This window comes from Corynebacterium sp. LaCa_205 (assembly GCF_057458085.1).
Window position 1 is genome coordinate 1,319,486 of record NZ_CP190931.1, and the last position, 25,654, is coordinate 1,345,139.

Consider the following 25,654-nt stretch of genomic DNA (forward strand, 5'->3'; position numbering starts at 1 on the left):
CCTGGTTGTTTACTTATTCGGGGTGTGGTTAGCCATCAGTTCTTCGAACTGATCAAAAAGTGGATTAGCATCGTGCGGTCCAGCTGCGGACTCGGGGTGATACTGCACGGAATAGGCCATGCCATTCTTCAAAGCAACGCCCTCTACGGTGTCGTCATTGAGGCAGATGTGGGTGACCTGCGCGGGGCCAAAGTCCGTGGCGAACTCTGCGTCCTTGCTGTCTAGGTCATAGCCTTCCGGTGCCTTGAGCGCGAAGCCGTGATTCTGCGAGGTGATGTCGATCTTGCCGGTTAAGTTATTGCGCACCGGAACGTTGATGCCGCGGTGACCGAACTTCATCTTGTAGGTATCCAGGCCCAGCGCGCGCCCGAGGAGCTGGTTGCCAAAGCAGATGCCGAAGAACGGAATCTTTGCTTCAAGTACTTGCTTGATGATGCCTACCATCTCATCGGCCGTAGCCGGGTCGCCCGGGCCATTGGAGACGAAGACGCCATCCGGGTTATAGGACTTCACCTTGTCAAAGGAGGCATTTGCAGGCACAACGATGGTCTCAATCCCGCGCTGGGAGAAGTGGCGCGGAGTCGCGGTCTTCACACCCATATCAAAGGCAACGACGGTGTACTTCTTCTCCCCCACGGCCTCAACCGTGTAGGGCTCGTCCGTAGATACCTCCGCGGCGAGATCAGCGCCCTCCATGGAGTCCTGGGCTTTTACTTCCTTTAGCAGCTCCTCTACTGGACGCTGCGCATCCTCGCCGGAAAAGAGCCCGGCGGCGATAGAGCCGTAGTTGCGCAGATGGCGTACCAAGGTGCGGGTATCAATACCGCGAATACCGATGACGCCCTGCTTCTCCATCTCTTCACTCAGGCTGCGCTCTGCGCGCCAGTTGGATACGCGCTGGGCGAGGTCGCGGATAACGAGGCCAGCAACCCAAATACGGTTGCCATGGGACTCATTGTCCTCATCATTCCACCCGGTATTGCCAATATGCGGTGCTGCGGAAACCACAATCTGGCGGTGGTAGGACGGGTCCGTCATGGTTTCCTGGTAGCCGGTCATCGCCGTGGTAAATACGGCCTCACCCAAGGTGGTGCCGGTGGCACCAAAGCCATAACCGCGGAAGGTGCGCCCGTCCGCGAGAACGAGGATTGCTGGGGTTCTATCAGTCACGTCGTGGCCTTTCTCTGCCATATAGGTGGTCTCAGTGTGCAAGGTTAGTCTTCTTCGGAGGCTGCCAAGTCAAAAGTGACGGCTCCTCGCAAAATGGTGTGGGTAACGCGGGCGCCGAACTCTTCACCTGCATACGGGTTGTTTTCGGACTTGGATGCCAGCTTGGAGGAATCAGACACCCAGTGGTGGGCTGGGTCCACAATGGTCAAGTTCGCGGGCTCGCCTTCTGCGATGGGACGGCCGTGACCCGGCAGGCGGGTGATTTCCGCCGGGCGCTCGGACATGACGCGGGCGACAAAACGCCAATCGGCCAGCCCGGTCTCAACGAAGATTTTGGCGATAACGGCCAGGGAAGATTCCAGGCCCAGCATGCCTGGGCGGGCATTTTCAAACTCCACGCACTTGTCCTCGGAGCCGTGCGGGGCATGGTCAGTGGCCACGCAGTCGATGGTGCCGTCGAGCAGCGCCTGGCGCAGGGCTTCGGTATCGCGCTCCTCGCGCAACGGCGGGTTAACGCGGAAGAGGCCATCGTAGGTGCGCAGCTTATCGTCAGTCATCAACAGGTGGTGCGGGGTGACCTCAGCGGTCAGCGGGATGTCCTGCTCCTTGGCCCACTTGAGCAGCTCCACGGTTCCCTGAGTGGACGCGTGACAAATGTGTACGCGATTGCCATAGTCGCGCGCCAAGAGGGCATCGCGGGCGACGATAGATTCTTCCGCCACGCGCGGCCAGCCGCGCAGGCCTAGTTTGGCTGCGGTCTCGCCTTCGTGCGCCGAAGCACCCCCGGTCATGCGGTCATCCTCGGCGTGCTGAGCCAGCAGTACATCCATACCCTTGGCGTATTCCAAGGCGCGACGCATCAGCTGCGGGTCCTGGACGCACTTGCCATCATCGGAGAACATGCGGACCTTGGCATCCGAGCGGGCCATCATGCCAAACTCGGTAAGGGTCTTGCCCTCCAGGCCCTTGGTAATAGAGCCCACTGGGTGGACGTCGCAAAGCGCCAAGGCCTGGGATTTAGCCCACACGGATTCCGCGATGATCGGCTGATCGGTCACCGGGTTTGTATTGGCCATAGTAAACACGGCGGTGAAACCACCCTTAGCGGCAGCCTTGGAACCGGTCTCGATGGTTTCGGTGTCCTCACGGCCGGGCTCGCGCAGGTGCACGTGCATATCCACGAGCCCCGGTAGCAGAACGTTGCCCTCGCCATCAATGACCTTAGCGTCTTGTGCCGCAACGTCACCGCCAATGGCTGAAATAACGCCATCTTTAACCAGCACACTGGTGGGCTCGCCTTCGCCATACAAGCGCACATTCTTAATCACAAGTGGGGATTCCGCCGGCGCGGAAAGGCGACCGGTTTCTGGGTAAGTAGTCATTTTCTCTCCCTAAGGTTGATTGCGGGTCGCGATATTAAATGCCGGCGTTTTCGCCATTGGTCAGCAGGGTAAACAGCACGGCCATGCGGGCGTGCACGCCGTTGTGTACCTGCTGCAGGACGGCGGTTTTATCCAGATCGGCCACGCCATAATTGATCTCCATGCCGCGCAGCATAGGACCAGGGTGCATGACAATGGCGTCTTTGTGCATGGCCGCCGCGCGGTCCTTGGACAGGCCGAAGAGGTTGGCGTATTCGCGGTGGGACGGGAAGAAACCGCCATTCATGCGCTCTTGCTGCACGCGCAGCATCATGACCACATCGGCCTCGGCGATCTCTGCATCAAAGTCATAGGACACGCGCACCGGCCAATTCTCCACCCCGAAGGGCATGAGCGTAGCTGGCCCCACGAGGGTTACCTCTGCCCCCAGCGTGTTAAGCAAATCCACGTTAGAGCGCACCACGCGCGAGTGCAGGCAATCGCCCACAATTTTCACTTTGAGACCGGCAAAGCCTTGCTCGCCCTGCAAGCCGAGTCGTTGCCGCATGGTTACCGCGTCAAGCAGCGCCTGCGTTGGGTGCTGGTGGGCGCCATCACCGGCGTTGATAACGGAGGGGCCCCTGCCCTCAGGGGCTACCCACTGGGCCAGCTGCTGCGGTGCACCAGAGGAAGGGTGACGCATGATGATCGCATCGGCGCCGATGGCGGCCAAGGTAAGGCCCGTATCCTTCAGGGACTCGCCCTTCTTTACCGAGGAGGTAGAGGCGGATAGGTTGATGACGTCCGCCGACATCCACTTGCCGGCCGTTTCAAAGGAGGAACGGGTGCGAGTGGAGTTTTCATAAAAAAGCGTATAGATGGTGCGCCCGCGCAAGGTAGGAAGCTTTTTAACTTCGCGGCCTTCGAGGGCCTCGCGGAAGCGATCCGCTTCATCCATCAGGCCGATAATTTCAGACTTATCGAGCTCCGCCATATCGATGAGGTGCTTCATGGTTATGCCTCCCCCTTCTCAGTGCCTGCGGCATCGAGGTTGACGGCAGCTCGGGTCAGCACGACCGCGTCTCGACCGTCAATCTCATTGTTATATACGGTGACGTCTTCATCTCGCGCGGTAGGCAGGTTTTTGCCCACATAATCTGCGCGGATGGGAACTTCGCGGTGGCCGCGGTCTACCAGAACTGCGAGCTGGATAATATCGGGCCGGCCAACGTCGCTTAGCGCATCAAGGGCGGCGCGAATCGTGCGGCCGGAATACAAAACATCATCAACCAGGATGACAATCGCGTTATCGATACCGCCGGTAGGAATGGTGGTGGGTTGCAATGCGCGATGCGGCTTATTGAGCAAATCATCGCGGTAGAGGGTGATATCGAGGGAGCCCCATGGGACTTCTACCCCGGAAAATTCTGCGATCTTAAGTGCAAGACGCTGTGCTAGCGGCACGCCACCAGAGGGAATGCCAAGCAGAATGACCCGCGGAGCCTCCGCGGAATCGAGCGCCGTTTTTTCAATAATCTGGTGCGCGATGCGTGCAACGGTACGCGAGACATCATCGGAGCTTAAAAGCTCCAATTGTTTCGCGGTAGCGTTAGTTTCACTCATCGTGACCTCCTTCCCCGCCTCACGGTGCGGTCTTTAAAGGATGCCGATAGATGGTCTCAAAAGTGTCTATGGTGTTAGACACAAGATACTTTAGCACCCCACCCGCCATTCGGGTGAGGCAACCCAGAAAGGTACTTCGACGGTGAGCTTTTCCGCACAGCACGTAGTCCCTGCTCCCCGCACAGATGTCTGGGCCTGGCATACCCGCCCAGGTGCTCTCACCCGGCTCAACGCCCCGTTCGCCTTTATGACCCCAGTGCAACAAGCACAGAGCCTGGGTGATGGCACTTCGATTCTGCGCTTGCCTGGTGGCCTGCAGTGGAAGGCACAACATGTGTTGTCCCGTTACCAGGAGGGTTATTCCTTTAGTGATGAGTGCGTCAATTCCCCGCTGCGCCAGCTGACTCAGTGGCGCCACACCCACACCTTCGCCGAGGACCCAGCCGGTACCCGGGTGACGGATGAGGTGGACACGCGCGTTCCTTCCGCCGCATTGAAATCAGTCTTTGCCTATCGTCAGCATCAGCTGATTGAAGACTTTGCCTTCTTCAAGCGGCTGCGCGATGCAGGACTTAATACCCAACCATTGACCATTGCGATGACAGGTTCGCGCGGCAGTGTCGGCACGGCGCTTACCGCGCAGCTACGTACCGCCGGCCATACAGTGATCCAGCTCGTGCGTGGTAAGGCGGGCAGTGGCCAGCGCCACTGGAATACCAACCTCCCCGATCCGCACTTGCTAGACGGCGTGGACGTCCTTGTCCACCTTGCGGGCGAGCCCATCTTCGGCCGTTTTAATGAGGAACACAAGGCTGCCATTCGGGATTCTCGCGTGGGCCCTACCCGGAGCTTGGCTCGCATCGCCGGCGAAACGCCATCCGTAAAAGCCATGGTGTGCGCCTCTGCTATCGGCTTTTATGGCGCAAACCGGGGCGAGGAAGTCTTAACTGAGGACTCCGAACCGGGAGAGGGATTCTTAGCCGATGTCGTGCGCCAGTGGGAGGACGCCTGCGAACCCGCCCGCGCAGCGGGCACCCGCGTAGTCAATATCCGCACCGGCATTGCCATGTCAGGCGGCTCCGGCCTACTGCCGCTGCTGCGAGCCCTCTTCTCCACCGGACTGGGTGGCCCCTTTGGCGATGGCAAATTCTGGTTTAGCTGGGTTGCTATCGATGACCTTACGGATGCCTATTTCCGCGCCATCGTGGATGATTCGCTTTCCGGCCCGGTCAATGCGGCCTCCCCCAACCCGGTCCTAAATAAGGAGTTCGTTGCTGCATTGGGCAAAGAGCTCCACCGGCCGGCTATTGTGCCCGTGCCCTCCTTTGGTCCTGCGCTCTTGCTCGGGCGCGAGGGCGCCCAGGAGTTAGCCTTGGCAGAACAGCGCGTAGCCCCCACCGTGCTCACCGAGCTCGGTCATAGCTTCCGCTACTCCACTATCGACGCCGCCTTGGCGCATGAACTGGGTGGCGAAAGCCTCTGCTAGTTGCGGGCCACTCCCCGTGGACGCCCCAGACACGTTTGGCGCAGCGCCACCGGAGTGCGACGCAATTTGTCGGTCAGCCAAAGGTTGTGGGCAGTGATTCACCATCGCAGCTCGTTGCGGCAACGCGCACGTACTGCACCACCCCGATATAACTTCCGAGCAAGACCTGCGGTGTTCTTCTCCTGCCGGAAAGCACGGGTGTAGTTAGGTAGGCTAGGAAGGGCTGACCTTAACCCCGATTAGTACATGGATTGAGACTGTTTAAGTGTCTGAAGAACCAACCCTGTATCCCGATACGCCGGTAGAGCCCGTTACTCTCGAGCGTATTGGTGAGATCTTTGAGTCCGAAAACCTCGAGTACCGCCTAGAAGAGCAGCCTGTAGGCGAGGACGAGACCGTACGTATCCTGCGTACCGGCTTTTCCAATGTTGCCATTGCTATGCAGGTTCGCGATGACGTCCTCGTCGCCGATTCTGTTTGGCGCGGCAACGTCCCTTCTTCTGAGGGACCTAGCCTGCTGATGGTTCTCAACCAGTGGAACCAGCAGCACTTTGCACCGACCCTGCGCTTTTTCGAGTCCGCAGAAAACAACCTCGCGGTCTCCGGTGTACGCGAAATTAATGTGGCACACGGCCTATCCCGGAACCAGATTGGTTCCTTTGTGATGTCCACCCTGGACTCTATGCTGCAGTCCTTCGCCTTCGTCGAGGAACATTACCCACAGCTCGTGACCTGGGAGGAGCACAACCATGACTAATGCATCTACGGAAAATAACCTGCCAGAAATCAGCCTGGACCGCGTTATCGAGGCAATGCGTACCTTCGATATTGAGCTGACCACAATGGACGCTGATATCGACGCAGCCACCGCTAACCTCAATGGCCTGCCCACCATGTTCGCGGTACTAGACTCCGTCGTTATCGTTCGTTGCGACGTGCCTACCGACGCCGCCTATTCCAAGGCCGACGCTGGCCTATTCTTGGCTGCAAACCAGATCAACTCGGTAGCTTTCGGTGCGCGCGCGGTTATCTCAGAGCACGATGACATGCTCGTCGTGCGCACCGAGCGCGATATCCCCGCTGCCGCTGGTATGAATGACGAGCAGTTGCAGGCGGCCTTAAAATCTGCAGTAGACGGCGTAATCCGCGGACAGGACGCCATGGTCTCTGCAGCGGAAGAAATGGCCAAGCTTGGCTCCGAAACTGCTGGCAAGGCCGGCGAGGAAGGCAATACCTCGGGTGCAAGAGACGCCACGAGTTAACTAAGCCCGCCCTTAGAATCAAGCTCCCTTTGCCCTCCATTCCTCGTGCGAATGGCCGGCAGAAAGGGAGCTTTTCTTGTGCACAATTACTCGGCGTCGAGAATGCGCTGGCGTTCTTCTTCCGGATCAAAATTCGGTGCGGGCCAAGAAAGCTCTAGGTGGCGCAACGCGTCCACGATGAGGAATTTCAGCGCCATGCGGGCATATTTCTTATTGTCTGTGGGGATTACGTACCACGGTGCCCAGATTTCATCCGTTCGGCGAATGGCATCTTCATAAGCAGCCATGTACTCGTCCCAGTATCCGCGCTCCTCAATATCGGATGGGTCGTATTTCCAATATTTGTCCTCGCGTTCGGTGCGCTCCAGCAAGTTTTCTTTTTGGAACTGCGGAGAGATATGCAGGAATATCTTTAAAATCTTGACGTTTTTGCCGGCAAGTTCCTGCTCATAGTCCCGGATGGCTGCAAAACTGCGGTCCACTTCGTCTTCGTCTACCCATTTATGCACCCGCTGGATGAGCACATCTTCATAATGGGAGCGGTCGAAGGCCACAATCTGGCCCGGCACGGGGTCATGTTTGCGAATGCGCCACAAAAAGTCGTGCTCCAGCTCCTCCTCTGTCGGCTTACCAAAGCCGACAGTTTTGGTGCCCTGCGGGTCAAAGACCGAAAAGACATTACGGATGACGCCGCCTTTGCCGGAGGTGTCCATTCCTTGCAAAACTACGAGCAAGGAAGGAGCGCCTTCTTCGTGGGCGCGGCCATTGGCAAAGAGACGCTCCTGAAGGTCGTAAAGCTCTTCATCGTAATGCCCGAAACGATCAGCTAGGTCGGATTTGGAGCCACTGAAGCCTGATGTAGAGGTGGGGTCCACATCAGCGAGGCGGAAATTCTTCCCTGCCCTCAGGCCCAGTGCATCATGAATCTTGAATTTGCCCATGCCTGCCATGGTACAAAAATACCGCCCGCGGCCAGCCTGGTATTTCAACCAAGCCGGCCGCGGACGGAAAATGGCTCACGCTAAAGGGCGCGGCTACTACTCGCCGGTATTACTGGGCCGAGTCTTCCGCTGGTGCGGAGGCCTCATCAGTAGCGGCTGTGTTGCTCGCAGTCTCTGCTGATTCGGCCGGGGACACGGCATCCGTCGTGTCTTCAGCCGCAGCAGTATCGTGCCCGTCTTCTTCTAGGCCCTGGTGTTCTGCAGACATTGGGCTTTCGGCGGAGCGGGACTGGGCCACATCGTCCAATACCGCGTGGATATACGGTGCCGCCTGCTCATTGGAGTACTGAGAGGCGATTTCGACGCCTTCTACTACAGCGGTAGCAGTAGGAATATCGGGATTGAAGAGCAGTTCCCAGACCGAAACGCGCAGGATAGCACGATCTACTGCAGGAATGCGGTGTAGCTCCCAGTCCTCGGAAAGGTAGCGAGAGATAGTCTCATCGATGACGTCAAGCTCTTCCGCTGCTCCCTTGATAATGACCTTGGTGTACTCGGCAATCGGCGCTACCGCATTGCGATCTTCGCGCGCCAAAGCGATGCGGTCTTCCACGATGGCTACGGGATCGATGTCTCGATTCTCAGCCTCGTATAGGATGTCCGCGGCGCGGCGACGTGCGCGATAGCGCGCGGTGTGCCGCTTGTAGTTAATGTCGCGCTTAGGGGTGTTATCAGACACAGCCAGATGCCCTAGTTGTTGACGCGGGAGAGGTACTCACCGGTGCGGGTATCGATCTTGAGAACATTGCCGATCTCGATAAACAGCGGAACCTGGATCTCCGCGCCGGTCTCCAAGGTGGCAGGCTTAGTGCCGCCGGAGGAACGGTCACCCTGCAGGCCAGGCTCGGTGTGCTCGACCTTGAGGTCTACGGAAATAGGCAGCTCTGCGAACAGCGCCTCATCCTCGTAGAAGGAAACCTGTACGCGCATGTTCTCCAGCAGGAAGCGAGCGGCATCGCCAAACTTCTCCGGCGGGAGCTCGAACTGCTCAAAGGTCTTCTCATCCATGACGACGTAGCTGGTGCCATCGTTGTAGAGGTAGGTCATATCGCGGCGGTCCACGGTAGCGGTCTCTACCTTCACGCCTGCGTTCCAGGTCTTATCCACGGTCTTGCCGGAGACAACATCCTTAAGCTTGGTACGCACGAAGGCTGGGCCCTTGCCCGGCTTTACGTGCTGGAACTCAACGATCTGCATCAGTTTGTTGTCGATCTTCAGAACGAGGCCGTTCTTGAAATCAGTAGTATCAGCCATTGCGGTTAAACTCCCGAAATTGTGGACTAAAGGTTGAAAACAATGATCAAGCCTACCGGACAACTGCCTTTCGGGGTATTACTGGTCCCCCATTTCCGCCCCACACTTCTGCCCTATCTTGGCTAAAAGAGAAACTTCCGCAGCTTGTGACCATACGCAGCAGGTGGAGAACAGACACGTAATGGTTTTTATCCAACGATAACTGGCTGTACGGTACAGTCTTGCCGAATTAATTTTTCACATTTCTACCAAGGATTTTTGCGATGCCTTTCAAAAAGCTTTCTGCTGTGGCTACCGTGACTGGCGCAGCTTTAGCAGCACTTAGCGCTCCCCAAGCACTGGCGGCGGATGCCCAAACCGTGATGTTCGGCGATTCTATCTTCGCTAACCCTACCTATGGCCAGATCGGGACAACCTCCAGCCTGTCCCCCGCAGCAGACACTGCTCTCTCGTCTGCTACCCATGGCATTGAAGACACCCCGGGTGCACCTTCCCCGCAGGGCTGCCCGCAGGGTCACAGCAATGTAGGCCGCGAACTGGAGCGGGTTTCTGGCCAGCACGTAGCCAACTACGCCTGTTCTGCCGCGAAAGCCGCCGGCCAGTCGCACCGCAAGGACTTCGAGGAGCAGATAAACGGGGCCATTGCCAATAACGATCTCAATGGTGCAACCAAGAATGTTTTGATTCAGTTCGGCGCCAACGACTTCCAGGAAATTTTGCGGCCATCGCTATCTTCCGCTAATCCTTATTTTGACGGCATGAAGCGTTCCATCCACCGCGTCCGTCAGGCCGCGCCTCATGCGCACATCACCGTCGTAGGGTATCCCGCCATCTCCGCCCGTAACGGCGCCGTATGCCCGGTACGCACGTCCGCGCCGGGCTCCACCGACGCCGGTTTCAATCTGGACTACGCGGGCCTGGTACGCACCGGCGAGGACCAAGTCAATAGCGCGATGTACAAGGCAGCACGTGCCAACGGTGTCCAGTACTACGACCTACGCGCCGACTCCATTGATCACGGCATGTGCGCGCCGGACAGCACTCGCTGGATTTCCGGTAAGTGGGAGTACTCCGTACCGCACAACCTCTTTAATCACCTCACGCACCTGGGCAACCGCAATGTCGCCCAGCTGCTTAACTCCAAGGTGCTGGCTCACTAGGCGGGTAGCTCAGTAAATTCCTTCGTCGCGGCAGTTATGATCTTCGGTGCGCCATCGGTAATGATGAGGGTATCTTCGATGCGCACACCGCCCTTGCCAGGCACGTAAATGCCCGGCTCGATGGTCAAGGTCATGCCCGAGGCGAGTTCGCCTTTGCCGGTCTGGGCGGCGAAGGGCGCCTCATGTACGTCGAGGCCTACTCCGTGGCCAGTCGAGTGCACAAAGTAATCGCCATAGCCGGCGGCGGAAATAATGTCGCGGCAAGCTGCGTCGACGTCGGCAAGCTTAGCGCCTGGCACCGACGCTGCCACGCCCGCTTTCTGGGCGCGTAGCACCACATCATAAATTTCCTTAGCAAAGTCATTCGCCGCGCCCACGACGTAGGTGCGCGTGCAATCGGAATTGAACCCGCGCAGATGCGCACCGAAGTCGATGGTCACCAAATCTCCGTCCTCGATGACCCGGTCATCCGCACCATGGTGTGGCATGGCCGAATTGGGACCGGAAGCGACGATCGTATCGAAGCTCACCCGCTCCGAGCCGAGCATGCGCATCCGGTACTCCAAATCGGCAGCCACCTGGCGCTCCGTGCGGCCGGCACGCAGCTCGCCTGCGGCCAGGAGATCCTCCAGCGCCTGATTAGCCAGCGCGGCAATTTCTTCCAGTTTTTCCAGCTCGAGTGGGTCTTTGAACAGCCGAATATCTTCAATCACGCCAGTAACAGGGACCAAGGTGACTGACTCTGGGGCCGAATCTTCGAGTTCCTTCAATTCAGATACCGTCAGGTAGTCTGCCTCAAAGCCCACGCGGACCGGTCCTTGCACATCGGCGAATTGCTGCAGGAGCACCTTGCCTACAGCGCGCCCCTGAATAGCTTCCAGATCAGGGACCTCGCGGGAAATCTGCGTGGTGTAGCGGCCGTCGGTAGCAACCTGCGCGGAAAGATCCTTGCGCAAGAGCAGACCACCATTGGAGCCGGAAAACCCTGAAAGATAACGCACATGCGTGAGGTGGGTTACTAAAACGGCATCGATGCGCTGGCTGGCTAGCGTCGCGGCAAGCTTGCGGCGACGGTCACTAAAGCGGGTATCTGCCAAAGCCATGATTTAATCCTCCTGGGTTGACTGCGGTATTAAAAGTATTCACCCAGTATATCGACCTTGCCACCGCGGTCGGGCCGTTTTCTTTCTGTCCGGACGCCACGAAGCCCAGTGGGACGCTTCTATTGGCAGAGGTAGTCCACTGCCGCAACGTAACCAAAGACCCCCAAGCCAGCAATCACACCGCGGGCAATCGGACTGAGATAGGAGTGATGACGGAAGGGCTCGCGCGCATGCACATTGGAGATATGTACTTCGACGAATCCGGCTCCCTCCGCCACTTCAGCCAGGGCATCGCGCAAAGCCACCGAGGTATGGGTAAACCCGCCAGGGTTGATAATCACGGGATGGCCCGCATCCGCGGCGGCATGTACCTTCTCAATGAGCTCGCCCTCATGGTTGGATTGAAAACATTCCACCTCTACCCCGTGTTCGGCGGCACGCGAGGCAATCATGCGCTCCACATCGGCCAAGGTGGTTGAGCCGTAGACATCCGGTTGTCGCTTTCCCAAGCGGTTTAAGTTCGGGCCGTTGAGAACAATAATCTTCATCTTCTACTCCGAAATCGCGGCGTAGGCCGCCTCGAGCTCGTCCAAGTCAGGGCCTTCCAGGCGGGTGGCCTCCCCCACCCCGGTCAAGGCCACAAACCGGATTTTTCCGTCCCTATTCTTCTTATCATGGGTCATGGCCTCATACAGGTCGGCGAAATGGCCTGCCTTATACCGCGTGGGAAGCCCAATGCTGTGCAGGATCCGGCGGTGCTTTTCCACCAGTTGAGCGTCAATGAGGCCGCGGGAATGCGACAGGTGGGCAATAAACATCATGCCCACTGCCACCGCGTTGCCATGGCGCCATTCGTAGTTCTCATGGCGCTCCACAGCATGGCCAAAGGTGTGACCGTAGTTCAGCGTTTCGCGCATACCTGACTCTTTCAAGTCTTGGCTTACCACGGCGGCTTTTACTGCGATGGAGCGCTCTATTAATTCTGGCAAGAAGCCCTGCGGGTCCACGCAGGCCCCAGGGTTGTCCTCATAGCGTTCCAGAATTACCGGGTCATGGATGAAACCGGTTTTGATTATCTCTGCCGAACCGGCAACGATTTCCGTCTCGGGCAGAGTGTCAAGGCGCTCTAGATCCACAAAGACGGAATCCGGCTCGTGAAAGGCGCCGACAAGATTCTTCCCAGCCGCCGTATTGATGCCGGTTTTGCCGCCCACGGCGGCATCAACCATGGCCAATAGCGTGGTAGGCACCTGGATAACCTTGATGCCACGCATCCACCCAGCCGCCACGAACCCCGCCATATCGGTGGTGGCACCACCGCCTAGGCCGATGATGACGTCACGCCGGTTAAAGCCGTTCTCCCCCAGCTTGTCCCATACACCGCCAACGACGCTGAGCTGCTTGGCCGCCTCAGCATCGGGAACCTCAATGAGCACGGGCACGACCCCCTGGGTCCCAACGAGTTCCGCTAGGTGCTCGGCGGCGGCGCGCAGCGGCGGTTGGAAGACAATGCCTGCCTGGCTAGCGCCAATCTCCGCGCAGCGCTGCGCGATGTCTTCATTGAGACCGGCACCAATGCGAACTTTATAAGGCTGCGGTCCATTAACGGCAATGGTGGGCATGGTGGTCCTTTCCGTTCGCCGCCGAGGCAGTATGGCGAGGAACAAGTACGAGCGCAGCGGGCAGCTAAAGGGTATCGAGGAAACCGAGAATATCGCCTACTACCTGCTGCGGGGTTCGGGTATCTGTGCGCACTCGATAATCGGCAACCTCCTGGTAATACGGGCGCCGCACGTCCACTAGGTTTCGGTAATGTTCGAGGGGGTCAGCGGCTGCAAGAACCGGCCGATTGCTATCACCGGAGGTGCGCCTTGCTCCTTCTTCAGGGGAAATATCCAAAAAAATTACCGTGTGCCGCTCCAGGAGGTCACGAGTGGACTCCGTGAGCACTGCCCCGCCGCCGAGACTTACGACCCCATCGGTACGCAACGCGGCCGCAACGTGTTGCGCTTCAAGCGCACGGAAGTCCTGCTCACCGAGCTCGCTAAAGACTTCCCCGCAAGGCTTTGCTTGTGCCTGTTCAATAAGGTGGTCAGAGTCTGTAAATTCACAGCTCAGGGCATGGGATAGGCGGCGGCCAAGTGTGGATTTACCCGCGCCTGGCGGGCCAACCAAAACAACGCGTGGGCGGGGTTGGCCCGTAACTGCGGTTGGGGTGGTCATAACTTACTCCTGGTCAAAAGCAAGGCGGTCCGAAACGTATCTATCATACGCGGCAATAGCCTGAGAGGTTTCTTCGAGGCTATCTCCACCGAATTTCTCAAGCACAGCGCGCGCAAGAACAAGGGCAACCATGGCTTCTGCTACGACGCCGGCCGCCGGAACCGCGCATACATCGGAACGCTGGTGAATGGCAGTTGCCTCAGCGCCGGATTCCATATCAATGGTGCGCAATGCGCGCGGGACGGTAGAGATAGGTTTCATCGCCGCCCGCACACGAAGCTGCTGCCCATTAGTCATGCCGCCTTCGAGGCCGCCTGCGCGATTGGTGAGGCGGGAAACGCCCTCTGCGGTACGCACCATTTCATCGTGAGCAGCGGAGCCGCGCCGCCGAGCCTCTGCGAAGCCATCACCGATTTCCACTCCTTTGATAGCCTGAATGCCCATCAAAGCGCTGGCTAATTGCGCATCCAAACGGTCATCGCCGGAAATGTGCGAGCCCAGTCCAATAGGCAGGCCATCTACCACGACTTCGACGATGCCGCCCAAGGTATCGCCTTGTTTCTTGGCGGTTTCGATTTCTGCAATCATGGAGGCCTCTGCCTCCTTATCACAGGCGCGCACGGGTGAATCATCGATAGCCTCGATGTCCGCGAACGCCGGCGCAGGGCCCTCATAAGGCTCAGAAGCCCCAATAGAAATGACGTGGGAGAGTACCTCGATGCCGAGGGTCTCGCGCAGGAAGTTGCGCGCGACGGTAGCGGCAGCCACACGCGCTGCAGTCTCACGCGCGGAGGAACGCTCCAAAATGGGGCGCGCTTCACTATGGCGGTATTTCACCATTCCGGCAAAATCCGCGTGGCCTGGACGCGGCCTAGTCAGGGCTGCACCCCGTCCAGAATTCATGGCCTTTATATTTTCTTCATCGTCCATATCCAGTGGATCGGCCGACATGATGGTGGTCCACTTCGGCCACTCCGTATTGCCAATCATGATGGCAATAGGGCTACCCAGAGTCAGCCCGTGGCGGACTCCGCCGAGCACGGTAACCCCATCAGCCTCAAACTTCATGCGGGCGCCACGGCCGTAGCCAAGGCGGCGCCGGGAAAGCTGATGCGAAATATCGGCGCGGGTAATTGGGACCCCGGCGGGCATGTGCTCCAGCAGAGAAATAAGAGCTTGGCCGTGGGATTCACCTGCAGTAGTCCAACGAAGCATGCGGGTATTATCGCACGATGAGGCCAATCCGGTATGAACTTGGCCCCGCAATATATTCTTCCACCCCCTCAAAAAGGGTAAACACAAGCCACGACGAGTGCCGCCGCCAATAACATCGCGGGGCCATGCGCGCTTTCTTTCTGCCCAGCACACACAGACCAGCCGAGCGTTAACAGGGACGCGCAGCCGCTCGCCGCCACCACCCCTATAAACCCAGCAAAATGCCCTACCAGCATCCCTAAGGGCACGGCCAGCTTAATATCGCCGCCACCCACCCCTGCATGGGACAGCCCAAGCACGAGGTATATCCCCGGCCACCACAGCCCGCCCCAGTTGGCAAGTACAAGTGACAACGCAGCGGCTGGCAGCGTCAACCAGTCGGGCAAGCGGCGATGCCGCAAGTCCCACCAAGACAGCGCCGCGGCCCAAAGGCAATAAACAATTCCCCCAAAGATCAACACGGGACTTAGAGTAAAGCGAGGTACCGCCTAGCGCTCGAGGCTTTCACTCAGAGGGCGAATTGTGCAGCGTGAGCCAGACGCGAAGGATAGCCCGCACTTGTCCAGGCCTCGTTTTATTTGACAGTTTGCGACCGCCGCTGCAATTCCTCATTCAATGCATTTAGCATCTCTTCCCGCGGTGCGGCCACGCCGGTAAATTGCTCGAACTGGCTAAATGCTTGATATGCGAGCATGACATGTCCGCCGACGGACTTGTACCCGTTGGCCGCCGCGCACGTGGTCAGCGGCGTGGGCCAGGGATCATAAATGACGTCGAGCACCGGTGCGTGGGCGATGTCGAAGACATAGTCCTCCACCGCAGCGGCGGGAACGGTGGATACAATGACATCGGCTGCGCGAGACAGTGCAGATAGGTCCCCATCGAAACCGGTGAAAGAAAGCTCCAGTCCCAGCTCTTGGGCAAGTGGCCGTAGCTCGGCGCTACGGTCCGAGCGATTGAGCACGGTGACGGTAGACACTCCGCGCTCAGCCAGCGCCCACAAAGCTGGACGCGCTGTGCCTCCAGCTCCAATGAGCATCGCGTGCCGTGCGGGGGAATCCCCCAAAAGTTCTATGAGCGCGCCACGCACGCCTTCGGTGTCGGTATTGTCTGCAAACCACCCTTCTTCTTTACGCACCAGGGTGTTTGCGGAACCTATCAGCCGAGCGCGCTCGCTTACGGTATCCGCAAAGCGGAGGGCGGCGAACTTACCCGGCATGGTGACGGAGAACCCTACGAACTCAGGGGTACTCCCCTTCACCAGATCCGGCAAGCCCTCCGCAGCCGTTTCAAAGCGGGTGTAGTCCCAACCTTCGAGCCCGGCAGCCTCGTAGCCAGCATTATGGAGCACCGGAGACAGTGAGTGCTCAATGGGACTACCAAGGACTGCCGCTCGTGGCATCGGGTTCTACCTCTTCGTGGTTTTCGCGACTTTATTGGGCGGGCTGCTCGGCAGCGGCGTCCCCGTTTCCGGAACCAGCACCCTCCCCTTCGCGCTTGGAGTCAAGCACGCCGGAACGGATGGCGTCATCAACGCGGCCCAAGTGCTCATCGTAGGTATCGGAGAAGACGGTGGTGCCTTCCTCGTCCACGGTGACAAAGAACTTCCAATTGCCCTCAGCAGGCTGCTCCATGGCCTTGATTGCATCATCCGAAGGAGAAGCAATCGGGGTATCCGGCAGGCCCTCCTTTGCGTAGGTATTCCACGGAGTCTTCTCCTCACGGGCCTTATCGGTGGTGGCCAGCTCAACGTCTTCCAAGCCATAGTTCACGGTGGAGTCAAACTCCAAGCGCATCGGCTCGTCCAGACGGTTGAGGATGACGCGGGCGACCTTGTCGAACTCACCTGCTGGCGCCTCGCGCTCCACTAGGGATGCGGAAGTAAGCAGCTCATAAGGGCTCAGACCGATAGCCTGGGCGCGTTCTTCGATCTTGGTCTCGTTGTAGCGCTTGGTAGAGCGGGTAATGAGGTCCTTCAGAATATCCTTGGCCTCCATATTGGGGTCCAGGACGTACTGGCCTGGAGCGATAAGGCCCTCAATGCGCTTAGGATCGTTGCCGCGCTTGTTGATGGCCTCGAGTGCCCACTGTGGCGCACCCAGCTCAGCAGGATCAGTTTCCGCAGCGACCTTTTCTAGGTCTTCCTTCTTCAGGCAGTTGCCATCGTTGCAGCTGACCTCAGAAATCAAGGAGTAGATGCCATAACGAACGTCTCCACCAACAACCTTGACGTCCTCCAAGGTTGCGCCGCCTTGGACTTCGAGCATGTCGACGCGGTTATTCTTATCCAATAGCGCCTCTACCGCGGCGTTGGCACTCATCTCTTCCTGCAGGCGGTAGAAGCCAGGTTGGATTTGGCTTGCGCTATGGTTCATAGACGCAGCAGAGTCAAAGGCGTCTTGGGTCTTGACCACATTCTTTTCCACCAGTGCAGGACCGAGCTCGGACATCGACGAGCCTTCCGGCACCTCCACCAGCTGGGTGGTACCGTTGCCGGTTCCCTCATAATCGGCAGAGGTATTGCCGAGACGGAATCCGATGTAGATAAGGGCGCCAAGGATAACGATGATCGACGCAATGATAACGGCAATGCCGCGCTGGCGGCGCTTGACGTGTTTCGGCTCCATCGATCGACCGAGACGTTCTTGATTACGGCTCACTTGTTTTAGTCTCCTGAGTTTGAAGGCTGATCTATTGCATCCCTTGGTCGGAGAGCGTTTGCACGCCCGTCCAACCATGTCTGCAATATCTCCACCGCTGCTGCTTGGTCGATGACTTTACGGCCCTTCTTCTCGGACACGCCTGACGCGCGCAGCGCGGTGGTCGCTGCCACGGTAGTCAAACGCTCATCAGCCAAACGTACTGGTGGTGGAACTTTATCCATATTTGCATTTCGATTCAACCGACGGCGGATCCGAAACGCAATTTCTTTAGCATGTTTTACGCTTTTTGAGCCATTTCCCTGCAAATCTCGTGGCAGCCCCACGATGACCTCGACCGCCTCATAAAAATCAATCAATTCTAGGATCCGGTCGATATCACCCTTATCGCGGTCCTTAAACCCGGTTTCGCGGTGAACGGTCTCCACTGGGGTGGCAAGCGTTGCTTCCCTATTGGACACTGCTACGCCGATGCGCACAGTACCGACGTCAAGCGCGAGCCGGCGGCCCTGCCCCGGATCATCAACCCCGGGGATATCTGGTTCCACTTGTGCCACGTTCGAACTCCTACAGGGACTCGAGCATATCCTCGACGGCGGCAAAGCCGCGCTCTGCACCTGCAGCTGAAGAACCGGAGCCCTGGGCCATGTCCGGCTTACCGCCGCCGCGGCCATCAACGTACTGGCCAAATTGCTTGACGACGTCCCCGGACTTCACACCGCGTTCGACGGCCTTGTCGGTGGCTGCCACGATGAACGGGAACTTGCCCTTGTCCTGGGCGCCCAAGACGATGACGGCTTCTTCCTCGCGCAGGCGGTTACGCAGGTCCGTAGCCACGGTGCGCAGGTCCCCACCGGTGGTTCCATCCGGCAACGTCAGCGCAATAACCTTGAAACCATTGATGTCCTTGGCGGCGCCGACAAACTCGGAGGCACGCGCAGCCAGCTGCTGCTTGCGCAGGGTTTCGATTTCCTTTTCTGCTGCCTTGAGCTTCTCAGATAGCTGAGCAATGCGCTCAGGCAGGTCCTCGGTCTGTACCTTAAGCTCGCGGGAGACTCCTTCCACCAAGGCGGTTTCCTTGGAGTAGTAACGGAAGGCATCCATACCGGAGTAAGCCTCAATGCGGCGAGCGCCAGAGCCTACGGAAGATTCACCCAGCACGGAAACCGGGCCGATTTCAGCGGAGGATCCCACGTGGGTACCGCCGCATAGCTCGATGGAGAACGGTCCGCCGATTTCTACCACGCGGACTTCCTTGCCGTAGTTCTCACCAAAGAGCGCCATGGCGCCCATGGCCTTAGCCTCTTCCAAGGAGGTCTCGATGGTGTTGACGGCAAAATTGGAGTCAATTGCCTGGTTGGTAATCAAGGAAATTTCTTCCAGCTGGGCCTGGCTGAGCTGTTCGGTGTAGTTGAAGTCAAACCGTAGGTAACCCGGGCGGTTCATAGAACCAGCCTGGACCGCGGTGGGGCCAAGCACCTGACGCAGTGCGGCGTGAATGAGGTGCGTCGCAGAGTGAGCCTGGGTAGCGCCGTGGCGCCACTGCTCGTCGACGCCCGCCTCAACCGACATGCCCAGGTCTAGGCCGCCAGCCGTAACCGTGGCTTTGTGGACCCACAGCTTCTTGCCAATCTTTTGGACGTCATTGACCTCCAGCAAGGACTCGCCGGCCACAATGCGCCCGCGATCAGCCATCTGGCCGCCCGCCTCGGCATAAAGTGGGGTGTGGTCCAAAATGACCTCGACCTCTTCACCCTCGTGGACTTCATCGACCTTTTCTCCGCCGCGGACAAGGCCGATCACGCGGGCGTCGGAAGTAAGCTCCTCGTAGCCGGTGAAGACGGTGGGGTTATTGTCTACCCAGTCGCGGTAGAGGGAAAGGTCAGTGTGCCCGTGCTTCTTGGCCTGGTTATCGGCCTTGGCGCGGCGGCGCTGCTCACCCATGGCATCGTTGAAGCCATCCATGTCCACCTCAAGGCCCGCTTCCTGGGCCATTTCCAGCGTCAAGTCGATGGGGAAACCATAGGTATCGTGCAGCTCAAAGGCCTTCTCACCAGGCAGGACCTTCGCGGTCTTCGCGCGAGAGGTGGACTTGAGCTCCTGCACGGCATCGTCGAAGAGGCGGGTTCCGGACTCCAGAGTCTTGAGGAAGGCCTTTTCTTCGTTGACGGCCACGCGCAGAATGCGCTCACGGTTGTCCGCAATCTCCGGATAAGACGGAGTCATGGTATCCATGACCGTGTTCATGAAGCGCTCCATGGTGGCACCGGTAGCGCCCAGCAGCTTGGCGGAACGGATAATGCGGCGCAGCAGGCGACGCAGGATATATCCGCGGCCCTCATTGCCCGGGGTTACGCCATCCAAGATGAGCATCATGCCGGTGCGGGAGTGGTCCGCTACCACTCGGAAGCGGATATTGTCTTCCTGAGAGGCTTTATCGCCGTAGGTGGCACCGGTAAGTTCCTCAGCTACATCAATGACTGGACGCAGCAGGTCTGTTTCGTAGACGTTGTCTACGCCCTGCAAAATGCAGGCCACGCGCTCGATGCCAAGGCCAGTATCGATGTTCTTCTTGGGCAGCTCGCCAACGATTTCAAAATTGCCCTTGCCAATGCCCTCGCCGCGTTCGTTTTGCATGAAGACCAAGTTCCAGATCTCCATGTAGCGGTTATCATCGGCAATGGGTCCGCCGTCCTTGCCGTACTCAGGACCGCGATCGAAATAAATCTCGGAGCACGGGCCACATGGTCCAGGGATACCCATGGACCAGTAGTTATCCTCCATGCCGAGGCGCTGAATGCGCTCTTCAGGAACGCCAATCTTATCGCGCCAGATTTCGGCGGCCTCATCATCATCCAGGTACACCGTCACCCACAAGCGTTCTGGGTCTAGACCAAAACCGCCCTCCTCAACGGAGCGGGTAAGCAAGGTCCAGGCATTGGTGATGGCGCCTTCCTTGAAGTACTGGCCAAAGGAGAAGTTTCCGGCCATCTGGAAGAAGGTGTTGTGGCGGGTGGTAATGCCCACCTCTTCAATATCAAGGGTGCGCACGCACTTCTGAATAGAGGTGGCTAGCCCCTTGGCAAAGGGCGGATTCTGCTGGCCCAGGAAGTAGGGCTTGAATGGAACCATGCCCGCGTTTACGAAAAGCAGGTTAGGGTCATCCAGGATCAGCGAGGCACTTGGTACCGCCTCGTGACCAGAATTGACGAAGTGCTGGGTAAACCGTTCCCGGATCTCATGAGTCTTCACGAGCAACAATCCTAACTGTATGAGCTTTCATCTTCTATCGAGAAGTTTCTAACCCGCCCAACTTTACCCTTCGCCGCACCGCAATTTCCCTTGGGTAGGTATCAGCGCGGCCGGCGAGCGTTTTTACCGGGAGAACGCTTGCCGCGAATAATGCTGCGCAAGCGGCCTATATAGTCATAAACGCGCTTTTCAGCTCCATGATCGGTGGGTTCATAATATACGGAGCCTTCCAACTCATCGGGCAGGTATTGCTGTTCTACTACGCCGCGGGGATCATCGTGGGGGTAAACATAGCCCACGGCATTTCCCATCCGCTTTGCGCCCTCGTAGTGTCCATCGCGCAGATGCGCCGGCACGTGGCCCACCTTGCCGGCGGCCACATCTGCCTGGGCCTGCGTGATGGCGGAGATTACCGATGGAGACTTCGGCGCGGTGGCCAGATGGATGGTGGCCTGCGCCAAGGGAATTCTCGCCTCCGGCATTCCGATGAGCTGTGCGGCCTCGGCCGCCGCCACTGCTACCTGGAGCGCAGTGGGATCGGCCATACCGATGTCTTCGGAGGCATGCACTATGAGCCTGCGCGCTATAAAGCGCGGATCCTCTCCTGCTTCCACCATGCGGGCTAGATAATGCAGCGCAGCATCAACATCGGAACCACGAATGGATTTAATAAACGCAGAGACCACATCGTAGTGTTGGTCGCCGTCACGGTCATAGCGCACCACCGCCTTATTGACGTTATCCGTGACCGTCTGTGCGGTAATTTCCCCGCCGTCGTCGACCGCCTCGGCCGCCGCCTCCAGGTAGGTCAATGTGCGCCGCGCATCGCCGCCGGCCAGAAGAACTAACTGTTCCAAGGCCTCATCGGTGATCCGAATCTTGCGCTCGCCCAAGCCTCGATCGCTTTCTAGCGCGCGCTTGGCGACGCCCCTTAGGTCGTCGTCGCTTAGCGAATGCAGCTGCAAAAGCAGCGAGCGCGACAGGAGCGGCGCCACAACGGAAAATGAGGGATTTTCCGTCGTCGCCGCCACGAGCAGTACCGTGCGGTTTTCCACGGCCGCGAGCAGCGCATCCTGTTGGGTTTTAGAAAATCGATGTACCTCATCGATAAAAAGCACCGTCCGGCGCCCGTGAATGAGCTCTTGCCGGGCGTGGGTGATGACCTCGCGGACCTGCTTCACGCCCGAATCGAGCGCGGATAGACCCACAAAATTCTGCCCCATCTGGCTCGCAATAAGAGAGGCAATCGTGGTCTTGCCAGTACCTGGCGGGCCATACAAAATGACAGAGGCCTCCCCTGAGCCTTCCACTAGGCGGCGCAATGGCTTGCCAGGAGCCAAGAGGTGGTCTTGTCCGACCACATCATCCAAGCTCTGCGGGCGCATGCGCGCCGCCAGCGGCGATCCTGCGTGGGTGGCAAAGAGGTTCTTCCCAGGCAAAGACGCGGCATTGTCCCCGGGGGTGGGCCCGCCAAAGAGAGAGTCTTGAGACACTAAAAACCTACCTTCTAGCAGTGTGCGGGCACATCGAAGTTATCTATTCATCATCCAAGCGGCGCGCAATTGCGCTGCCAAATTCTGCGATGGGTGCGCAGGAGGGGCCATCGCAGCGCGCGGCATAGCGCGACAGCGCCTCAAAGGTTTCGTACAGATCGCGGCGTACCAGCAATTCATCTTCCGTAAACGGCCCGTGATCGGCCGGGCGCAAGATCGAATGCTGCGGATCGTGGAAGACCTCGGCTTCTCCCCTGACCAAGGCCACCAGCCCTTCAATGCCGCCTGCTTGCATGGTGGTCACGCTCGACAGCGCCCAGCCGATAAGTGAAGCCACGATGAGTCCATGGATCTCTTCCGGATCAGAAAACAACGGCCACACGTCTGCTACCGCACGAGACCAGGCGGAGATAAAAATATCTGCCTCCTCGTCCGTAATCGGCTTAGAGAAGAGGAATTGTGGGAAACCGGCAATAACGCAGGCCACGTCGAAGCCTACATTGCGGAACCCCGCCCATTCATAATCCAAGAAGTGCAGGTGCTGCGAGACGATAATATTATCTGGAGAAAGGTCAAAGGGGGTAAAGGCCCGGTCCTTGCCGGAGGCCAAAGACCTGGCTGCTTGACTAGCTAGCTCACGGAAGCTTTCGGGGGCTTCGAGCCCCGCCGTATCCAGCAAATCAAGGCCGATTCCGATGGAGCCTTCCAATGCCTCATCACGCACGGATTGGTGCGGGGCCAATTCCGGGTTCTTGCGCAACATGCGGCTAAGCAAGGTTTCATAATCCTGCTCATGCCCGGCGGTCCCCGCATGCATGTGGCCCAGTGCGCTGCCCAGCGAGCGCAGCACTCGGACGCGGTCGGCATCGGTGGACTGAACCAGGACATCGGCAAGCGTTTCGCCCTCTCCCAAGTCCGTCAAAACGATAATGCGCTTATCTAAATCATGGGCGAGGAGCACCGGGCCGGGGCGCACATCTTCAGATAGCGCGGTAGTAAATTGATAAGCCACAACCTCACGCAGCATTGCGGCATCATCAACGCCATAGCCTGTAACCGGGTTGTATTTAATGACTACCGAACGGTGAGGCAGGAAGGCGCCGGGGGCAATCCTTGCGCGCAAGACCATTGCATTGCCGGAGCCATCCAAGCGCTCTACGCTCGACATCTCCGGGGTGCCACCAAAACGGCGCGACAACATCTCCGAGGCGGCCTTGATGACGTCCTCGGGCGATAGCACAGTATCGTTTTCATCCATAGTTCTATCCAGTATGCCCCCTCACACCAAAGCGGGGCCACAAGTTCGCCCGCAGCGAAAATGGCCACGGCCTACGATGTGCCCCGCACGGTGTGCCTCAGCGGCTGAGGTTCAAGCTATCTGCTTATTTCTCCTCAGCAGTCTCTCCCGCAGTGGAACCGGCCTTGTCCTGTTCCTTCTTCTTTTCCGGCTTGTAGTCTACGCCGGTTTCCTTGCGCTGTGCGGCAGGGATTGGCGCAGGGGCGTCGGTAAGCGGGTCTACGCCGCCGCCGGACTTCGGGAACGCAATGACGTCGCGGATGGAGTCGAAGCCGCCCAGCAGGGAGACAATTCGGTCCCAGCCAAAGGCGATGCCGCCGTGCGGTGGGGCGCCATAAGAGAAGGCATCGAGCAGGAAGCCAAACTTCTCCTGAGCTTCCTCGTCCCCAATTCCCATGACATCAAAGACGCGCTTTTGCACGTCTTCCTGGTGGATACGGATGGAACCGCCGCCAATCTCATTGCCGTTGCAGACAATGTCATAAGCGTAGGCGGTAGCCTCGCCCGGGTTCTGGTCAAAGGAATCAATCCACTCCGGCTTCGGGGAGGTGAAGGCGTGGTGGACCGCGGTCCACTTGGAGTGACCCAAAGCGACGTCGCCGGAAGCGGTTGCATCGGCAGAAGGCTCGAAGAGCGGGGCATCAACAACCCACGTAAAGGCCCAGTCGCCTTCCTTGATAAGGTCCAGCTTCTTTGCAATCTCGCCGCGCGCAGCACCCAGCAGGGCACGTGAAGACTTGGTGTCGCCAGCGGCAAAGAAAATGGCATCGCCTGGCTTAGCGCCAACGTGCTCTGCGATGCCCTCGCGCTCGGCGTCGGTAATGTTCTTAGCTACCGGGCCACCCAATGTGCCGTCCTCACCCACGGTGATATAAGCCAAGCCCTTCGCACCGCGCTGCTTAGCCCAGTCCTGCCAAGCATCAAACTGACGGCGTGGCTGGGAGGCGCCGCCCTCCATAACCACAGCGCCCACGTATTCATTCTGGAAGACGCGGAAGGTGGTGTCCTTAAAGAACTCGGTGCACTCTACAATCTTGATGTCGAAGCGCAGGTCTGGCTTATCAGAGCCGTAGTACTTCATCGCATCAGCGTAGGTCATGCGCGGGATTGGAGTCTTAATCTCGTAGCCAATGAGCTTCCACAGCTCGGTAACGATCTCTTCTGCCAAGGCGATGACATCGTCCTGGTCTACAAAGGACATCTCCACGTCCAGCTGCGTAAACTCCGGCTGGCGGTCGGCGCGGAAATCCTCATCGCGGTAGCAACGAGCAATCTGGTAGTAGCGCTCCATGCCAGCGACCATGAGCAGCTGCTTGAACAGCTGCGGGGACTGTGGCAGTGCGTACCACGTGCCTGGCTTCAAGCGCGCCGGCACCAGGAAGTCACGCGCACCCTCCGGGGTGGAACGAGTCAAGGTCGGAGTCTCAATTTCTGCAAAGTCATGAGAATCCAGCACCTTGCGGGCTGCACGGTTAGCAGCAGAACGCAGGCGCAGGGCCTTCGCCTGGCGCTCACGGCGCAGGTCCAAGTAGCGGTACTTCAAGCGAGTCTCCTCGCCTACCTCACCCGAGGTCGAAGGATCATCAACCTGGAACGGCAGCGCTGCAGATTTATTGAGCACCTCGAGATCCGCGACATTGACCTCAATCTCGCCGGACGGCAGGTTGGGGTTCTCAGAGCCTTCCGGGCGGGGTTCTACGGTACCGGTAACCTTCACGCAGTATTCGGAGCGCAGGTCGTGGGCGCGTTCTGCCACGTCAGATTCACGGAAGACAACCTGGGCGATGCCAGAGCGATCGCGCAGGTCAATGAATATCACACCACCGTGATCGCGGCGGCGGGAAACCCAACCGGTTAGGGTGACGGTCTCTCCTGCGAGTTCTTTGCGGAGCTCACCAGCTAAGTGGGTACGCAGCACTGTTGTTCAATCCCTTCTGAAAATTGTGTCACTTGCGGGTCCCGCCACGCGTAAACAGCGCGCGCCAAACCAAGCACAAGACTAGGAACGTGCACAATCCTACATCCCTACCGGTACATGCAGCGTAGTAAGGTAGACGCAGCACCGCCCCGAAAGCGGAAAAGGTAGCTTCCTCC

Annotated in this window: 24 protein-coding genes; 4 read left to right on the top strand and 20 right to left on the bottom strand. The window is 58.6% G+C overall.

Annotated features, from left to right (window positions below; all coding sequences use genetic code 11):
* Positions 1-9: 9 nt before the first annotated feature.
* Genes carA through pyrR form a run of 4 tightly spaced genes read right to left on the bottom strand, consistent with a single transcriptional unit; the run spans position 10 to position 4,154 of the window.
* Complete coding sequence (gene carA, locus ACP8J1_RS06405; protein WP_023021475.1) at positions 10-1,191, bottom strand: glutamine-hydrolyzing carbamoyl-phosphate synthase small subunit; 1,182 nt, start codon at positions 1,189-1,191, stop codon at positions 10-12.
* A gap of 23 nt (positions 1,192-1,214) precedes the next feature.
* On the bottom strand, positions 1,215-2,552 hold the full coding sequence (locus ACP8J1_RS06410; RefSeq protein WP_023021474.1) for a dihydroorotase: 1,338 nt from the start codon (positions 2,550-2,552) through the stop codon (positions 1,215-1,217).
* 34 nt (positions 2,553-2,586) lie between these two features.
* The gene (locus ACP8J1_RS06415) at positions 2,587-3,543 is read right to left on the bottom strand and encodes an aspartate carbamoyltransferase catalytic subunit (protein WP_023021473.1); all 957 of its coding nucleotides are present in this window, start codon (positions 3,541-3,543) and stop codon (positions 2,587-2,589) included.
* A 2-nt stretch (positions 3,544-3,545) separates the two neighbouring features.
* Positions 3,546-4,154, bottom strand: coding sequence for a bifunctional pyr operon transcriptional regulator/uracil phosphoribosyltransferase PyrR (pyrR, locus tag ACP8J1_RS06420; protein ID WP_023021472.1), 609 nt, complete (start codon positions 4,152-4,154; stop codon positions 3,546-3,548).
* Positions 4,155-4,296: 142 nt separating this feature from the next.
* Between pyrR and ACP8J1_RS06425 the strand changes: the two genes are divergently transcribed.
* From ACP8J1_RS06425 to ACP8J1_RS06435, 3 genes are all read left to right on the top strand, one after another.
* A complete protein-coding gene (locus ACP8J1_RS06425) occupies positions 4,297-5,640 on the top strand; it encodes a TIGR01777 family oxidoreductase (protein WP_023021471.1) in 1,344 nt (447 codons plus the stop codon).
* A 265-nt stretch (positions 5,641-5,905) separates the two neighbouring features.
* A complete protein-coding gene (locus ACP8J1_RS06430; protein ID WP_023021470.1) occupies positions 5,906-6,397 on the top strand; it encodes a YbjN domain-containing protein in 492 nt (163 codons plus the stop codon).
* Complete coding sequence (locus tag ACP8J1_RS06435) at positions 6,390-6,902, top strand: YbjN domain-containing protein (protein ID WP_023021469.1); 513 nt, start codon at positions 6,390-6,392, stop codon at positions 6,900-6,902. The genes ACP8J1_RS06430 and ACP8J1_RS06435 overlap by 8 nt, the downstream gene beginning before the upstream one ends.
* An 86-nt stretch (positions 6,903-6,988) precedes the next feature.
* On the opposite strand, the gene ACP8J1_RS06440 is transcribed toward ACP8J1_RS06435, so the two are convergent.
* The 3 genes from ACP8J1_RS06440 to efp all read right to left on the bottom strand — a co-directional run bounded on the left by ACP8J1_RS06440 (position 6,989) and on the right by efp (position 9,157).
* Positions 6,989-7,843: a PPK2 family polyphosphate kinase gene (locus ACP8J1_RS06440; RefSeq protein WP_486696434.1), complete on the bottom strand. Its 855-nt coding sequence runs from the start codon at positions 7,841-7,843 to the stop codon at positions 6,989-6,991.
* Between the two features lie 109 nt (positions 7,844-7,952).
* A complete protein-coding gene (gene nusB / locus ACP8J1_RS06445; RefSeq protein WP_023027857.1) occupies positions 7,953-8,582 on the bottom strand; it encodes a transcription antitermination factor NusB in 630 nt (209 codons plus the stop codon).
* A gap of 11 nt (positions 8,583-8,593) precedes the next feature.
* Positions 8,594-9,157, bottom strand: coding sequence for an elongation factor P (gene efp / locus ACP8J1_RS06450; protein WP_023021466.1), 564 nt, complete (start codon positions 9,155-9,157; stop codon positions 8,594-8,596).
* A 263-nt stretch (positions 9,158-9,420) separates the two neighbouring features.
* Between efp and ACP8J1_RS06455 the strand changes: the two genes are divergently transcribed.
* On the top strand, positions 9,421-10,317 hold the full coding sequence (locus ACP8J1_RS06455; protein WP_023021465.1) for a GDSL-type esterase/lipase family protein: 897 nt from the start codon (positions 9,421-9,423) through the stop codon (positions 10,315-10,317).
* Here the strand turns inward: ACP8J1_RS06455 and ACP8J1_RS06460 are convergent.
* The 13 genes from ACP8J1_RS06460 to aspS form a co-directional block, all read right to left on the bottom strand.
* The gene (locus ACP8J1_RS06460) at positions 10,314-11,420 is read right to left on the bottom strand and encodes a M24 family metallopeptidase (protein ID WP_023021464.1); all 1,107 of its coding nucleotides are present in this window, start codon (positions 11,418-11,420) and stop codon (positions 10,314-10,316) included. The genes ACP8J1_RS06455 and ACP8J1_RS06460 overlap by 4 nt on opposite strands.
* A gap of 119 nt (positions 11,421-11,539) precedes the next feature.
* A complete protein-coding gene (aroQ, locus tag ACP8J1_RS06465; RefSeq protein ID WP_023021463.1) occupies positions 11,540-11,968 on the bottom strand; it encodes a type II 3-dehydroquinate dehydratase in 429 nt (142 codons plus the stop codon).
* Positions 11,969-11,971: 3 nt separating this feature from the next.
* Entirely contained in the window at positions 11,972-13,042 is a 1,071-nt protein-coding gene (aroB, locus tag ACP8J1_RS06470) for a 3-dehydroquinate synthase (RefSeq protein ID WP_023021462.1), read from the bottom strand.
* A gap of 64 nt (positions 13,043-13,106) precedes the next feature.
* Entirely contained in the window at positions 13,107-13,643 is a 537-nt protein-coding gene (locus tag ACP8J1_RS06475) for a shikimate kinase (RefSeq protein WP_023021461.1), read from the bottom strand.
* 3 nt (positions 13,644-13,646) lie between these two features.
* A complete protein-coding gene (gene aroC / locus ACP8J1_RS06480) occupies positions 13,647-14,858 on the bottom strand; it encodes a chorismate synthase (protein ID WP_034655830.1) in 1,212 nt (403 codons plus the stop codon).
* Between the two features lie 68 nt (positions 14,859-14,926).
* Positions 14,927-15,319, bottom strand: coding sequence for a prepilin peptidase (locus ACP8J1_RS06485; protein WP_051138333.1), 393 nt, complete (start codon positions 15,317-15,319; stop codon positions 14,927-14,929).
* A 113-nt stretch (positions 15,320-15,432) separates the two neighbouring features.
* Complete coding sequence (locus tag ACP8J1_RS06490) at positions 15,433-16,260, bottom strand: shikimate dehydrogenase (RefSeq protein ID WP_023021459.1); 828 nt, start codon at positions 16,258-16,260, stop codon at positions 15,433-15,435.
* Between the two features lie 31 nt (positions 16,261-16,291).
* Positions 16,292-17,485, bottom strand: coding sequence for an endolytic transglycosylase MltG (gene mltG, locus ACP8J1_RS06495; protein WP_034655375.1), 1,194 nt, complete (start codon positions 17,483-17,485; stop codon positions 16,292-16,294).
* A gap of 38 nt (positions 17,486-17,523) precedes the next feature.
* The gene (ruvX, locus tag ACP8J1_RS06500; protein ID WP_023021457.1) at positions 17,524-18,075 is read right to left on the bottom strand and encodes a Holliday junction resolvase RuvX; all 552 of its coding nucleotides are present in this window, start codon (positions 18,073-18,075) and stop codon (positions 17,524-17,526) included.
* A gap of 10 nt (positions 18,076-18,085) precedes the next feature.
* Positions 18,086-20,770 (bottom strand): alanine--tRNA ligase, encoded by a 2,685-nt coding sequence (gene alaS / locus ACP8J1_RS06505; protein WP_023021456.1) that lies wholly within the window; start codon positions 20,768-20,770, stop codon positions 18,086-18,088.
* Positions 20,771-20,871: 101 nt separating this feature from the next.
* A complete protein-coding gene (locus ACP8J1_RS06510) occupies positions 20,872-22,263 on the bottom strand; it encodes a replication-associated recombination protein A (RefSeq protein ID WP_023021455.1) in 1,392 nt (463 codons plus the stop codon).
* Positions 22,264-22,306: 43 nt separating this feature from the next.
* Entirely contained in the window at positions 22,307-23,521 is a 1,215-nt protein-coding gene (locus tag ACP8J1_RS06515; RefSeq protein ID WP_023021454.1) for a protein kinase family protein, read from the bottom strand.
* Positions 23,522-23,645: 124 nt separating this feature from the next.
* The gene (gene aspS, locus ACP8J1_RS06520; protein WP_023021453.1) at positions 23,646-25,478 is read right to left on the bottom strand and encodes an aspartate--tRNA ligase; all 1,833 of its coding nucleotides are present in this window, start codon (positions 25,476-25,478) and stop codon (positions 23,646-23,648) included.
* Positions 25,479-25,654: the final 176 nt, after the last annotated feature.

What these genes read in the sequence shown, in the direction of transcription:
- ACP8J1_RS06475 (WP_023021461.1), bottom strand. Translation starts at nt 13,643, where the DNA reads ATGACCACCCCAACCGCAGTTACGGGCCAACCCCGCCCACGCGTTGTT.
- ACP8J1_RS06415 (WP_023021473.1), bottom strand. Translation starts at nt 3,543, where the DNA reads ATGAAGCACCTCATCGATATGGCGGAGCTCGATAAGTCTGAAATTATC.
- mltG (WP_034655375.1), bottom strand. Translation starts at nt 17,485, where the DNA reads ATGGAGCCGAAACACGTCAAGCGCCGCCAGCGCGGCATTGCCGTTATC.
- ACP8J1_RS06490 (WP_023021459.1), bottom strand. Translation starts at nt 16,260, where the DNA reads ATGCCACGAGCGGCAGTCCTTGGTAGTCCCATTGAGCACTCACTGTCT.
- ACP8J1_RS06455 (WP_023021465.1), top strand. Translation starts at nt 9,421, where the DNA reads ATGCCTTTCAAAAAGCTTTCTGCTGTGGCTACCGTGACTGGCGCAGCT.
- ACP8J1_RS06515 (WP_023021454.1), bottom strand. Translation starts at nt 23,521, where the DNA reads ATGGATGAAAACGATACTGTGCTATCGCCCGAGGACGTCATCAAGGCC.
- aroB (WP_023021462.1), bottom strand. Translation starts at nt 13,042, where the DNA reads ATGCCCACCATTGCCGTTAATGGACCGCAGCCTTATAAAGTTCGCATT.
- ACP8J1_RS06435 (WP_023021469.1), top strand. Translation starts at nt 6,390, where the DNA reads ATGACTAATGCATCTACGGAAAATAACCTGCCAGAAATCAGCCTGGAC.
- aroQ (WP_023021463.1), bottom strand. Translation starts at nt 11,968, where the DNA reads ATGAAGATTATTGTTCTCAACGGCCCGAACTTAAACCGCTTGGGAAAG.
- aroC (WP_034655830.1), bottom strand. Translation starts at nt 14,858, where the DNA reads ATGCTTCGTTGGACTACTGCAGGTGAATCCCACGGCCAAGCTCTTATT.
- carA (WP_023021475.1), bottom strand. Translation starts at nt 1,191, where the DNA reads ATGGCAGAGAAAGGCCACGACGTGACTGATAGAACCCCAGCAATCCTC.
- pyrR (WP_023021472.1), bottom strand. Translation starts at nt 4,154, where the DNA reads ATGAGTGAAACTAACGCTACCGCGAAACAATTGGAGCTTTTAAGCTCC.
- ACP8J1_RS06410 (WP_023021474.1), bottom strand. Translation starts at nt 2,552, where the DNA reads ATGACTACTTACCCAGAAACCGGTCGCCTTTCCGCGCCGGCGGAATCC.
- ACP8J1_RS06460 (WP_023021464.1), bottom strand. Translation starts at nt 11,420, where the DNA reads ATGGCTTTGGCAGATACCCGCTTTAGTGACCGTCGCCGCAAGCTTGCC.
- efp (WP_023021466.1), bottom strand. Translation starts at nt 9,157, where the DNA reads ATGGCTGATACTACTGATTTCAAGAACGGCCTCGTTCTGAAGATCGAC.
- ACP8J1_RS06440 (WP_486696434.1), bottom strand. Translation starts at nt 7,843, where the DNA reads ATGGGCAAATTCAAGATTCATGATGCACTGGGCCTGAGGGCAGGGAAG.